The sequence below is a fragment of the uncultured Sphingomonas sp. genome, assembly GCF_937859915.1.
In the GTDB taxonomy this organism is placed as follows: domain Bacteria; phylum Pseudomonadota; class Alphaproteobacteria; order Sphingomonadales; family Sphingomonadaceae; genus Solisphingomonas.
The window spans coordinates 1-12,222 of sequence record NZ_CALMAW010000121.1 but is presented as its reverse complement, the minus strand read 5'-3'; the positions used below and the strand labels follow the sequence as shown (position 1 = coordinate 12,222).

The window sequence follows — 12,222 nt, the reverse complement described above, 5'->3', positions numbered from 1 at the left end:
GCCCCGACGTCCGCGCCGCCGAGCGCACGCTGGCGGCCGCGACCGCGCGGATCGGCGTCGCCAAGGCGCAGCTCTATCCGGCCCTCCAGCTGACCGGCACGCTGGCCGGCAACGGGACGTCGGTGGGCGACATCAGCCGCTTCGCGACGGGCACGCTGCTCGCCGCGGTCACCGCGCCGATCTTCGACGGCGGCAAGATCCGCTCGCAGATCGAGGACGCGCGGGGCGGCGCCGATCTCGCGCTCGCGCAATATCAATCCGCGGTGCTGACCGCGCTGTCCGACGTCGAGAATGCGCTGGTCGCGCTCGCCAACAGCCGCCGGCAGGTGGTGACGCTGACTGCGGCAACGAGCGATTCGCGCGACGCGCTGCTGTTCGCGCAGAGCCAATATCGCGCCGGGCTGATCGACTTCCAGTCGCTGCTCGACACGCAGCGCACCCTGCTGTCGAGCCAGGACAGTCTCGCCCAGGCGCGCGCCGATCGCGCCACCGGGCTGATCCAGCTCTACAAGGCGCTCGGCGGTGGCTGGCAGGCCGCGCCGATGCCGGCGAGCGCGCTGCCCGGCGGCCCGGCGGCGATCGAGATGCCCGACATCGCCGCGACGCCGTCCCCCATCCCGACCGAAAGGCCCTGACGTGGACCAGCCGAGCCCGGCTCCCGACTCCGATCTCGACAGCTTTCTCGGCGTCGAGAGCCAGCATGGCGGCAGGCGGATCGCACGCCGCGTCGCGATCGTCGTCGCGGTCGTGCTGGTGCTGCTGCTTGTCGTGCGGTGCGTCACCGGCGCGCAGGAGCGTCCGCATTATGCCACCGCCGAGGTGAAGCAGGGCGATCTTGCGGTGTCGGTATCGGCGACGGGCAATCTCACACCGACCAAGCAGGTCAATGTCGGCTCGGAGGAATCCGGCATCGTCACCGACGTGTTCGTCCAGAACAACGACCATGTGACGAAGGGCCAGCCGATCGCGCGGCTCGACACGTCGCGCTTCAAGGATGCGCTCGTCCAGAGCCAGGCGCAGCTGCTCGCCGCGCAAGCCGCAGTGCTGCAGAACCAGGCGACCGTCGACCAGTCCGGCGCGACGCTGCGCCGCTATCAGGAGGTCGCGCGGCTCTCGGGCGGCAAGGTTCCGTCGGCGACAGAGCTCGACACCGCCCGCGGCGACGCCGCGCGCGCGGTCGCCAACCTCAAGTCGGCGGAAGCCAATGTCGCCGAGATGAAGGCGGCGGTCTCGACCAACCAGACCAACCTCTTCAAGGCGACGATCTATTCGCCCGTCGACGGCGTCGTGCTGTCGCGCCAGATCGAGCCCGGACAGACCGTCGCCGCCTCGTTCAACGTCGCGACGCTGTTCACGATCGCCGAGGATCTGACGCAGATGAAGCTCGACGTGAAGGTCGACGAGGCCGATGTCGGCGGCGTCGCGGTCGGCGACCGTGCGACGTTCTCGGTCGATGCCTTTCCCAATCGCAGCTTTACGGGGCAGGTGGTGCGGATCGATCTCGGCGCGAACGCGACGCCGACGGTCAACAGCGCGGGCACGACGACCAATTCGTCGAGCACCGTCGTCGCCTACACCGCCTCGCTGTCGGTCGCGAACCCGGACACGGTGCTGCGCCCGGGCATGACCGCGACCGCGAGCATCCTGACCGCGGTCCGCCGCAACACGATGCTGATCCCCAATGCGGCGCTGCGCTTCGTGCCCGACGGCGTGATCAAGCCCGCAAGCGGCGGCCTCTTCGGGCCGCCCAAGTCGGGCAAGGGCGGGTTCGGCGTCGCCGGGCAGGACAAGATGACGACGATCGGCCGCGGCAGCCTGCAGACCGTCTATGTGATCGAGGGCAAGGGCGATCCCCGTCCGGTCAAGGTCAGCGTCGGCGACACCAATGGCACGCTGACCAGCGTGACCAGCAGCGAGCTCAAGCCCGGCATGCAGGTCGCGACCGGCAAGCTCGCGCAAAAGGGCAAATGAGCCAAGCCTTGCCCAGCTCCGCGCCTGATCCTCTGATCCGGCTGATCGGCGTCACCAAGCGCTTCGGCAGCGGCGAGGCCGCGTTCCAGGCGCTCAAGGGCGTCGATCTCGACATCATGGCGGGCGACTTCATGGCGGTGATGGGCCCGTCGGGTTCGGGCAAGTCGACGACGATGAACATCCTGGGGTGCCTCGACGTGCCCACCACGGGCAGCTTCCTGTTCCGCGGCCACCATATCGAGAGCCTCGGCCGCGACCAGCGCGCGCTGCTCCGCCGACGCTATCTCGGCTTCGTCTTCCAGGGCTTCAACCTGCTCAGCCGCACCACCGCGCTCGAGAATGTCGAGCTGCCCTTGCTCTACCGCGGCGACGACAAGCGGGCGCGCAGGACGGCGGCGCTCGCCGCGCTCGACCAGGTCGGGCTGGTCGACTGGGCGAGCCATACGCCGTCCGAACTGTCGGGCGGGCAGCAGCAGCGTGTCGCGATCGCCCGCGCGATCGTCACCCACCCCGACGTGCTGCTCGCCGACGAGCCGACCGGCAATCTCGACAGCGAACGCTCGCTCGAGATCATGGAGCTGCTCACCCGCCTCAACCGCGACCGCGGGATCACCGTGCTGATGGTCACCCACGAGGCCGAGATGGCGGCGTTCGCGCGGACCGTCGTGCATTTCAGGGATGGGCTGGTCGAGCGGGTGACGACGGGGGCGTTGGCGGCATGACGACCCCCTCTCCGTTCGTCCTGAGCGAAGTCGAAGGACGGATTGCGCGTCTCAACTCCGTTCGCACTGAGCGCAGTCGAAGTGCAGCCACCGTAAGCGCATGGCCTTCGACTGCGCTCAGGCCGAACGGGCGTTGGGCGTTTGAAGCCGGTCCTTCGACGTCGCTCAGGACGAACGTATTTGGGGAGCGCGGCGAATGACCGACGCCGCCGCCCCCCCACCCCCCGGCCGCGCCTCGACCGCACGTCTCGTCGGCACCACCGTGCTGCTCGCGCTGCGCGCCATCCGCCGCCACCTGCTGCGTTCTATCCTGACCGTGCTCGGCATCGTCATCGGCGTGTTCGCGGTGGTGACGATCGTGACGCTGGGCAAAGGCGCCACCGAATCGACGCGTCAGCAGATCTCCAGCCTCGGCGCGAACATCCTCACCGTCCTGCCCGGCCAGGCCAATGGCCGCGGCGGCGGGGGGCAGACGCCGCCGCCGTTCAAGTTTGAGGATCTCGACGCGATCCGCGGCCAGGTCGCCGGCGTCACCGCGGTCGCTCCGCAGGCGCAATCGTCCGCCACCGCCGTCCACAACGCCGCCAATTGGGCGACCACGGTCAACGGCACCACCGACGCCTATCTCGACGCGCAGGACTGGAAGATCGAGGACGGCCGCCGCTTCACCGATGCCGAGGAGCAGGCGGGCAAGTCGGTCTGCCTGATGGGCAGCACGGTGAAGCAGAATCTCTATCCGAACGAGGCGCCGGTGGGCTCGACGCTGCGCCTCGGCAACGTCTCCTGCACCGTGATCGGCACGCTGGCGACGCGCGGCGCGGGCGGCTTCGGGCAGGACAATGACGACACCGTGCTGATGCCGATCAAGGCGGTGCAGCGCCGCTTCACCGGAAATCGCGACATCCGCGCGATCATCGTCTCGGCCGATCCCGCCTATGACAGCGCCGACGTGCAGGAATCGATCGCCAAGCTGCTGCGCGAGCGGCGCAACATCACGGGCGGCAAGCTCGACGACTTCACCATCTTCGACAGCCGCCAGATCGCCGATACGCTCTCGGGCATCACCAACATCCTGACCGGGATCGTCGGTGCGGTGGCGGCGATCTCGCTGCTCGTCGGCGGGATCGGGATCATGAACATCATGCTCGTCTCGGTGACCGAGCGCACGCGCGAGATCGGGATAAGGCTGGCGATCGGTGCGGTCGCGCGCGAGGTGATGCTGCAATTCCTCGTCGAGGCGGTGGTGCTGTCGTGTCTCGGCGGCCTGATCGGGCTGGTGCTCGCGCTGATCGCCTCGCTCGGGCTGACCGCGGCGCTCAACGTGCCGTTCGTGTTCGATCCCTGGACCAATTTGATGGCATTCCTCTTCTCGGGGCTGATCGGCGTTGTGTTCGGCTATTTTCCGGCGCGCAGGGCCGCGGCGCTCAACCCAATCGACGCGCTGCGCTACGAATGATCTTTTCGCTCGCGCTTGCCCTGCTCCAGGCGGCGGCGCCCGCGACGCCCGTGCCGCCCGATATCGTCGTCAACGCGACCGTCGGCTGCGGCCCGCGCTTCGCGCGCGTCTATATCGCGCCGATGGGCGAGCCGTTCCGCACCGACGGGCGCAGCGATCCGATGGCGGCGTGGTTCGCGCAAGCCGATACCGACCATGACGGCCGGCTGACGCTCGCCGAGTTGCAGGCCGACGCCGACCGCTTCTTCACCACGCTCGACCGCGACCGATCGGGCGAGATCGATCCGCAGGAGATGGCGGATTACGAAAACAAGGTCGCGCCCGAGATCAAGCTCTACCAGCCCGACCAGGATCCCCGCCCGCGCGACCGCCGGCAGAAGCACGACGCCAAGCAGGCGGCCAAGCAGCGCTCGGACTATGTCGCGCCTTATGGGGCTGGGCGCTACGCCTCGCTCAACATTCCCGAGCCCGTCGTCGCGGCCGATCTCGACCTCAATCGCGGGGTTTCGCGGGCCGAACTGGCGCAGGTCGCCGCCAATCGCTTCCCCGCGCTCGATAGCGCGGGACGCGGGTATCTCACCTATGACACATTGGCGACATCTCCGGCGCAGAAGGATGTCGACGCATGCCGCGCCGTGGCCGATAAGAAGAGGCGATGAACGAACTCACCCCGCCCCGCCTGCTGGTCGTCGACGACGACGCCGACCTGCGCGACCTGATCGCCGGCTTCCTGCGCGACCATCATCTCGAGGTCGAGACCGCGGCCGACGCCGAAGGCATGGACGCGGCGCTCGGGCGCGGCAAATTCGATTGTGTGATCCTCGATCTGATGATGCCGGGCGAGGACGGTCTATCGGTGTTGCGCCGCATGCGCGGTCGCGATCGTACGCCGGTGATCATGCTGTCTGCGATGGGTGAGGATATCGACCGCATCGTCGGGCTCGAAGTCGGGGCGGACGACTATATCGCCAAGCCCTGCAACCCCCGCGAACTGCTCGCCCGCGTGCGGGCGCTGCTGCGCCGCACCGCGCGCGGCGACGACCCCGCATCGGGACCGGCCGCGAGCGCGACCGGTACTACGCCGCGCCGCCGCTTTGGCGAATGGTCGCTCGATCTGGTCGAGCGCAGCCTCGATCGGGCGGGCTATGCCGCCGCGCCGCTCACCGACGCCGAGTTTCGCGTGCTCACCGCATTCCTAGACCGACCGCAGCGCGTATTGTCGCGCGACACGCTGATCGAGATCGCCAAGGGCTCCGACGCCGACGTCTTCGATCGCGCGATCGACGTCACGATCAGCCGGTTGCGCAAGAAGCTCGGGCCGGGCGATCCGATCCGCACCATCCGCAACGAGGGCTATATGCTCGCGCTGCGGCCTGAGGACGGCTGACCCCGCGATGCGATTCCGGTCGCTGCCGATCTTTTGGCAGACGCTGATCCTGCTGCTCGGCGGACTGGCGGTGGCGCAGATCGTGTCGGTGGTGCTGATCGTTTATCTGCCGGCGCCGCGCCCCGATTTCGTCACCATGACCGAGGTTGCCGAGCGGCTCGCGCTCGATCCGCGCGCGACGCCCAAGCTGGCGGTCCATCACGTCGATGCCGCGCCGCTCGCCGAGGACGGCATGATCGCCAACCCGGCGATTACCCAGCGGCTGGCGGCGCAACTGGGCAAGCCGATCGCCGACGTGCGGTTGTTCTTTTATGCCGACCAGTCCGAATCCTTCCCGTTCGCGCGGCATGAAGAGGGCGGCGCGGTGCCGTTCCGCCATGGTCAGCCCTATTTCTTCAACACGCTCGTTGCCGCGGCGCGCGATCCGGCGGGGGGATGGCTCGAGCTGCGCACGCCGCGGCCGCCGCGGATCACCGCCTGGCAGAAGCGGACATCGCTGTGGTTCGGTCTATCGGCGCTGGCGATGCTGCCCTTCGCCTGGGGGTTCGCCCGGCGGCTGACGCGGCCGATCCGGCGCTTCGCCGATGCGGTCGAGCGGCTCGGCCACGATAGCGACGCGCCGCCGGTGCCGACCGAAGGTCCCGCCGAACTGCAACTCACCGCGATGGCGCTCAATGCGATGCACGAGCGGCTGCGCGCCAACATGCGCGAGCGCACCGCGATGATCGGCGCGATCGCGCACGACTTGCGCACGCCGCTGGCGCGCATCGCCTTCCGCATCGAAGCCGCGCCCGAGAAGATCCGTGGCCCCGTGCAGGCGGATATCGAGCAGATGCGGCAGATGGTCGCCGCGACGATCGGATTTTTGCGCGGAGACGCTGGCACCGGCGAGCACCGCCCGGTCGATCTCGCCGCGATCGCGCGGCGGCTCGCCGGGGCGGCAAGCGACACCGGCTCGGTGGTCGCGATCGCCGAGATCGAGCGCGCGATGGTCAGCGGCGATCGCTCGGCGCTCGAGCGGCTGATCCAGAATCTGATCGATAATGCAGTCAAATATGCCGGCGCCGCCGAATTGCTCGTCCGTCACGATCTCGATCGCGCGCGAGTCACGGTCGCCGATCGCGGACCCGGCATCCCCGACAGCGCGCTCGATCGCATGTTCGAGCCGTTTGAGCGGCAGGAGCCCTCGCGCAGCCGCTCGACCGGCGGACTCGGGCTCGGCCTCGCGATCGCGCGCGCGATCGCGCAGGCGCATGGCGGCACGATCAGCGCCGAGAACCGGCCCGGCGGCGGCTTGGCGGTAACGGTCGACCTGCCCGCGCTGGCGGCCTGATGTTCTTTTGGTCATGCGGGACCGGGTCTGGCTCCAGCGCCGCTAACCCCGTCGCCGGGATGCCGGAATAGGTCCGGAACGACGTCGTGAGGAGCGGCGCTGTGCCTAGCCCATCAAATACTGCGCGAGGATCGCGGCGGCGATCCCGATCAGCGCGAGGCCGCCGAGCACTTCGGCCAGCGGTCCGAGCCGTTCGCCCGCCTTGCGGCCGACCAGCACGCCGATCGTGGCGATGACCGTCGTCACCAGCCCGATCACGATGCAGGCCGAGACGATGCCGATGTCGAGCACCGCGAGGCTGATCCCGACCGCCATCGCGTCGATGCTGGTCGCGACCGCGGTGAGCATCAGCCGCAGCGCACCCGCGTGCTTTCGCGCCGCCTCGTCGGTTTCGACGGAGGGCAGCGTACCCCGCGATCCGCGCCACGCTTCCCACAGCATGTGTGCGCCAACGACGATGAGCAGCCCGAATGCGATCCATACGCCGACCGGCTGGATCCACGCCGCTGCCGCCTTGCCGATCAGCCAGCCGATCGCCGGGCTGATCGCCTCGGCGAGGCCGAACACCAGGCCGATCCGCAGCGCTTTGCCGACATCGCGCCGCTCGCCGTCGGCACCCTTGCAGACGGCGGCCGCGAAGGCATCGACCGACAGGCTCAGCCCGAGCCCGGCAAGCGTCAAGAGACCGGTCATGTGGATGGATTTCCCGGGGCCAGGCGGCAGACCACGACGCATCGCCTCCCGGCCGCGGGGAGGGTGGCGTCGTTGGTCTTGCCGGGCGGACCGCCGGTCCGCTGCCTCCGCCACGGTGCGCGAGGCACCGAGCATGTTGACGAAGGCCCCGCTGCGAAGCGGGTGGCTACTCCCCAAGAACGAGGCGGGCCGTAGCCGAAACGACCCGATCGATCAAGCCGATCGGCTCAGCCGCTGTTGCGCAGGGCGGTGGCGATCGCGTTGATCGACAGTTCGATCCCCTCGCGGATGCGGGGATCCTCCTCGCCGGCGCGGTGGCGTTTGAGCAGCTCGACCTGGAGCAGATTGAGCGGCTCGATATAGGGCAGTCGCAGGCGGATCGAGGCGTCGAGCCCGGAATGTTTTTCCAGCAGCCGTGTCTGGCGCGTCACCGACAGCAGGCAATCGTGCGACTTCTGCCAGCCGTCGCGGATGCGCGCGAAGGTCGCCTGCGCCATCGCCTTGTCCTCGACCAGCGGCAGATAATGCGCGGCGATGGCCATGTCGGATTTGGCGAGCACCATCTCCATGTTGGCGAGCGTCGCGGCGAGGAAGGGCCAGCCTTCGAGCATCTCGCGCAGCAGTCCCATGTCCTTGACGCCCGCCAGCCCCTGGCCGACCCCGTACCAGCCGGGCAGCATGATCCGCGCCTGTGCCCAGCTGAACACCCAGGGGATGGCGCGCAGATCCTCGATCCGGTCCGATTTGGTCCGGCTGGCGGGTCGCGAGCCGATCTTGAGGCCGGCGATCTCGGGCAGCGGGGTGATCTGGCGGAAGAAGGTGCGGAACGCGTCGTCGCCATAGACGAGATCGCGATAGGCGGCGAAGGCGGTCTGCGAGATGCCTGCCATCGTCTCGGCGAAACGGGCATAGTCCGTGTCGGACAGGCTGGGCGCTTCGAGGCTCGCGAGCAGCGTCGCCGACGCCATCGCCTCGAGATTGACCATCGCCGAATCACGCGTGCCATATTTGGCGGCGATCACCTCGCCCTGTTCCGTGATCCGGATGCGGCCCGCGACGGTGCCCGGCGGCTGCGCGCGGATCGCCGCGAAGGACGAGCCGCCGCCGCGCCCGACGGCGCCCCCGCGGCCGTGGAACAGCTGCATCGTCACGCCGGCGTCAGCGAACACCGGCTCGAGCGCGCGCGCGGCCTGGTGCAGCGACCAGACCGAGGTGAGATAGCCGCCGTCCTTGTTGGAGTCCGAATAGCCGACCATCACCTCCTGATGCCCGCGCGCCCGCGTGAGCGCCGCGATCTCCGGCAGCGCGAACCAGTCGGTCATCACCCTGGGCGCATTCTCGAGGTCGCCGATCGTCTCGAACAGCGGGACCGCCATGATCGCGGCGTGGGGGACGGCGTCCTCACCGTGCGGCGGCCGGTAGAGGCCGACCTCCTTGAGCAAGGTGTGGACCTCGAGCATGTCCGACACGCTCTCGGCCTTGGAGATATTGTAGATGCCGATGCAGGCGGGTCCGCAGCGCGCATGGGCGTCGGCGGCGGCATGCAGGATCGCAAGCTCGCCGCGCGTCTCGTCCGAATAGGCGTTCCACGCGCTCGACAGCGGCCGCGCATGCGCGAGTTCGCCGCGCAGCACGGCAACGCGGGCTTGCTCGTCGAGCGCCAGATAGTCGGCCTCGACGCCGGCCACTGCGAGCAGTTCGGCGACGACGCGTTCGTGGACGTCGGCATTCTGGCGGAGATCGAGCGCCGCCAGATGAAAGCCGAAGGTGTCCACCGCGCGAACCAGCCGGCTCAGCGCGCCACCGCTGTTGAGCGCGCCGCCACCCTGTTCGCGCAGCGCTCGCGCGAGCGTCGCGAGATCGTGGCGCAGCGCGGCGGGACTGGCATAGGCTGCCGCCCTGACCAGGGCGGGGCGGGGCGGGGCGTGCCCGACCACCGCCTCAAAGGTGGCGGCGAGCCGCGCATAGATGCCGGTGAGCGCGCGCCGATAGGGTTCGTCGCCGCGCGCACGACCGGTATCGTGCGCCGACTCGGCGAGTGTGGTCAGGGCTTCGCCGGCGGGCGTATGCTCGGTCGAGATCGACAGTTCGGCGCCGAGCTCGTGGATCGCGTCGAGATAGGAGCCGATCACCGCTTCGGCCGAGCGCGACAGCACCAGTCGCAGCTGGTCCGCCTGGACGTTGGGATTGCCGTCGCGATCGCCGCCGATCCAGTTGCCGAGGCGCAGGAAGCTCGGCACGCGCGCGCCGAGCGCGCGATCCCAGCGCGCGTAGAGCGCGGGCAGCGCCGGCAGCAGCACGTCGCGCAGATAGGCGAGCGCGGTGTCGATCTCGTCGGCGACATAGAGCCGCTCACGGCGCAGCGCGCGGGTCTGCCAGAGCAGGGCGATCTGGCGGACGATCGCCTCGTCGATCAGGTCGCCATCGACCGTCTCCTGCGCGCCGGTGTCGCGCAGCAGCATCAGCTCGGCGATGCGGTTGCGATGGTCGATCATGCTCTTGCGCCGCACCTCGGTCGGATGCGCGGTGAGCACGGGGACGATCAACGCCGTGTCGAGCAGTTTGAGCATCGCGCCGCGGTCAATGCCCTGGTCCTGCAGCCGGGCGAGCGCATGGGCGACGTCGGCATCGGGCTCGGCGGCGACACCCTGCCGGTCCTCGGCAAGGTTGGCGAGCATCGAGAACAGCATGAAGCCGCGGACGAAGGCGAGCGTGTCGTCGAGCCCGAGCGAGTCGAGCCCGGTGTCGATCTCGTCCGATCCCGCGATCCCGCGCGCGCGATCGACGGACACCGAGCGGATATATTCGATCCGCCGGAACAGCACGTCACCGCCATAGGCGCGGATCACGTCGCCGAGCAGGCGCCCGAGGAAGCGGACGTCGGGATTTTGCGCGATCGGGGGGGAGCTGGCCATGCCGCGATGCTGCATTGCAGGAGAGCCGGGGTCAACGTTTCTGGCGCTCTCCGCCGCCATCGCTACGCCAGCTGCGAGGACACGAACCAGATCCGCGTCGCCTGCGTGCGCAGGATCGGCTGATTGCAATAGCGGCAGACGTCGCGGCGGATCGCCTGTTCGGCGGTGGCGCCCGGGGATTTGGGGGTGTGCTTGCCCAGGGCGCATTTCGCGCGCCCGACAGGTCGCTTGGCCATCTTCGCCTCCATCATGCGGAGGCTCAATCGCCGCGCGATGCTGCGAGCGGATGTCATCATGTTGCATCGCCCGACGCGGGTCGGCGGCTCAGGCTGCGATGCGCCCGGTCTCGTGCGCCAACGGCAGGCGCAGTTCGGCGGAAAAGCCCTCGGGCGAGCGCAGAAGCCGGACATCGCCGCCATGCGCGCGCGCGATCGAGCGGCAGACGGCAAGCCCGAGGCCCGTGCCGCTCTTGCCCGAACTGGTCGCGTTGGAGGCGCGGTAGAAGGGCTCGAACGCACGCTCGAGCTCGTCCTCGGGAACGCCGGGGCCGTCGTCGATGATCTCGGCGACCGCGGCATTGTCGTCGATGCCGAGCCGGATCCGCGCCCGCTCGCCATATTTGACCGCATTCTCGACGAGGTTGGCGAGCAGCCGTCGCATCCCGAGCACGTCGACCTCGACCGGCGTGGGCGCGTTGAGCTCTACGGTGACGTCGCCGCCGATCAGTGCAGCGTCCTGCGCGACATCCTCCATCAGCATGCCGAGATCGAGACGCTCGCGGACGTTCGGAGTCGAGGCGTCGCGGATGAACGACAGCACCGAGGTGATCATCGCCTCCATCTCGGCGACCTCCATGTTCATGCCCTCGCGGATGCCGTCGTCCTCGACCTCCTCGATACGGAAGCGCAGCCGGGTCAGCGGGGTGCGCAGATCGTGGCTGATCGCGCCGACCATCGCCGTGCGGTCGTCGACGAAGCTGCGCAGCCGGCTCTGCATGACGTTGAACGCGCGCGCGGCGCGGCCGATCTCGGCGGGGCCCTCCAGCGCGACCAGCGCGGCGGACGGATCGCGCCCGAGTTGCTCGGCTGCTTCGGTGAAGCGCGCCAGCGGACGCACGATGTGGCGCGCGAAGATCCAGCCGACGGGCGCGACCAGCGCGAAGGCGATCGCGAACCACAGCATCACGCGGCGCTGCCAGGCATTGGGGAAGGCTTCGGCGACCGGCTGGACGACTGCCCAGCGGCCGTCGGGCAGCCGCAGCGCCGCGACGAAATCGCCCTCGACGAATGGCGCTGGGGCAAGCCCAAAAAGGGCGCGGTCGGGCGAGGTCATCGGCACGGCGTGCGCAATCTGGGGCGTGGCGCGCCGGGCTTCGCGCAGCGGCTGCGGGGTGGGCGTAGGCGAAAGCGGGGCGGTCGCCGCCTCCGGACGGTCGGCGACGCGTGGTTCGGCATGTGGCGGCGAGACACTATGCGCGCCGGTCGCCGCATCGGCAGGCGACGGGATGTTCTGCGTCGGCGCCGGGAGCTGTGTCACCGGCGTTTGCGCCGGGGCGGCGAATCCCTCGTTCGGCAGGCGATCCTGGCCACGCAGCGCGTCCGCTCCGAACGCGCCGTCGCGCAGACCCGGGCCTTCGCCCTGGCCGTAGGGGCCGATCGGCTGGCGGTCGAGGTCGCCGGGTGATTGGCCGCGGTCGCCGCGATAGTCGTCCGGGCGCGACGCGCCGCCACCACCCCCCACGCCGC

11 protein-coding genes are annotated in these 12,222 nt (G+C 69.6%); 7 read left to right on the top strand and 4 right to left on the bottom strand.

The window, feature by feature from the left end; genetic code table 11:
* The 7 genes from Q0326_RS16190 to Q0326_RS16160 all read left to right on the top strand — a co-directional run.
* Positions 1 to 635, top strand: a 635-nt coding sequence (locus Q0326_RS16190; RefSeq protein ID WP_298692422.1) for a TolC family protein, incomplete at its 5' end; no start/stop codon positions are given.
* 1 nt (position 636) lies between these two features.
* Positions 637 to 1,971: an efflux RND transporter periplasmic adaptor subunit gene (locus Q0326_RS16185; protein ID WP_298692420.1), complete on the top strand. Its 1,335-nt coding sequence runs from the start codon at positions 637 to 639 to the stop codon at positions 1,969 to 1,971.
* Complete coding sequence (locus Q0326_RS16180; protein ID WP_298692418.1) at positions 1,968 to 2,693, top strand: ABC transporter ATP-binding protein; 726 nt, start codon at positions 1,968 to 1,970, stop codon at positions 2,691 to 2,693. The genes Q0326_RS16185 and Q0326_RS16180 overlap by 4 nt, the downstream gene beginning before the upstream one ends.
* Before the next feature lie 196 nt (positions 2,694 to 2,889).
* Positions 2,890 to 4,149, top strand: a complete 1,260-nt coding sequence (locus Q0326_RS16175) for an ABC transporter permease (protein WP_298692416.1) — start codon at positions 2,890 to 2,892, stop codon at positions 4,147 to 4,149.
* Complete coding sequence (locus Q0326_RS16170) at positions 4,146 to 4,808, top strand: hypothetical protein (RefSeq protein ID WP_298692414.1); 663 nt, start codon at positions 4,146 to 4,148, stop codon at positions 4,806 to 4,808. Before Q0326_RS16175 ends, Q0326_RS16170 begins: the two co-directional genes overlap by 4 nt.
* A complete protein-coding gene (locus Q0326_RS16165; RefSeq protein WP_298692412.1) occupies positions 4,805 to 5,536 on the top strand; it encodes a response regulator in 732 nt (243 codons plus the stop codon). The genes Q0326_RS16170 and Q0326_RS16165 overlap by 4 nt, the downstream gene beginning before the upstream one ends.
* Before the next feature lie 7 nt (positions 5,537 to 5,543).
* Positions 5,544 to 6,869: a HAMP domain-containing sensor histidine kinase gene (locus Q0326_RS16160; protein ID WP_298692409.1), complete on the top strand. Its 1,326-nt coding sequence runs from the start codon at positions 5,544 to 5,546 to the stop codon at positions 6,867 to 6,869.
* A 105-nt stretch (positions 6,870 to 6,974) separates the two neighbouring features.
* On the opposite strand, the gene Q0326_RS16155 is transcribed toward Q0326_RS16160, so the two are convergent.
* From Q0326_RS16155 to Q0326_RS16140, 4 genes are all read right to left on the bottom strand, one after another.
* Positions 6,975 to 7,562 (bottom strand): manganese efflux pump MntP family protein, encoded by a 588-nt coding sequence (locus tag Q0326_RS16155; protein ID WP_298692407.1) that lies wholly within the window; start codon positions 7,560 to 7,562, stop codon positions 6,975 to 6,977.
* 227 nt (positions 7,563 to 7,789) lie between these two features.
* Positions 7,790 to 10,477, bottom strand: a complete 2,688-nt coding sequence (ppc, locus tag Q0326_RS16150; protein ID WP_298692404.1) for a phosphoenolpyruvate carboxylase — start codon at positions 10,475 to 10,477, stop codon at positions 7,790 to 7,792.
* A 62-nt stretch (positions 10,478 to 10,539) separates the two neighbouring features.
* Entirely contained in the window at positions 10,540 to 10,713 is a 174-nt protein-coding gene (locus Q0326_RS16145; RefSeq protein ID WP_298692401.1) for a hypothetical protein, read from the bottom strand.
* A gap of 88 nt (positions 10,714 to 10,801) precedes the next feature.
* On the bottom strand, positions 10,802 to 12,222 hold a 1,421-nt coding region (locus tag Q0326_RS16140; protein ID WP_298692398.1), incomplete at its 5' end, for an ATP-binding protein.

Bases quoted from the DNA above. Each gene is read 5' to 3' on its own strand.
- ppc (WP_298692404.1), bottom strand. From the start codon at position 10,477: ATGGCCAGCTCCCCCCCGATCGCGCAAAATCCCGACGTCCGCTTCCTC.
- Q0326_RS16160 (WP_298692409.1), top strand. From the start codon at position 5,544: ATGCGATTCCGGTCGCTGCCGATCTTTTGGCAGACGCTGATCCTGCTG.
- Q0326_RS16180 (WP_298692418.1), top strand. From the start codon at position 1,968: ATGAGCCAAGCCTTGCCCAGCTCCGCGCCTGATCCTCTGATCCGGCTG.
- Q0326_RS16170 (WP_298692414.1), top strand. From the start codon at position 4,146: ATGATCTTTTCGCTCGCGCTTGCCCTGCTCCAGGCGGCGGCGCCCGCG.
- Q0326_RS16175 (WP_298692416.1), top strand. From the start codon at position 2,890: ATGACCGACGCCGCCGCCCCCCCACCCCCCGGCCGCGCCTCGACCGCA.
- Q0326_RS16145 (WP_298692401.1), bottom strand. From the start codon at position 10,713: ATGGCCAAGCGACCTGTCGGGCGCGCGAAATGCGCCCTGGGCAAGCAC.
- Q0326_RS16165 (WP_298692412.1), top strand. From the start codon at position 4,805: ATGAACGAACTCACCCCGCCCCGCCTGCTGGTCGTCGACGACGACGCC.
- Q0326_RS16155 (WP_298692407.1), bottom strand. From the start codon at position 7,562: ATGACCGGTCTCTTGACGCTTGCCGGGCTCGGGCTGAGCCTGTCGGTC.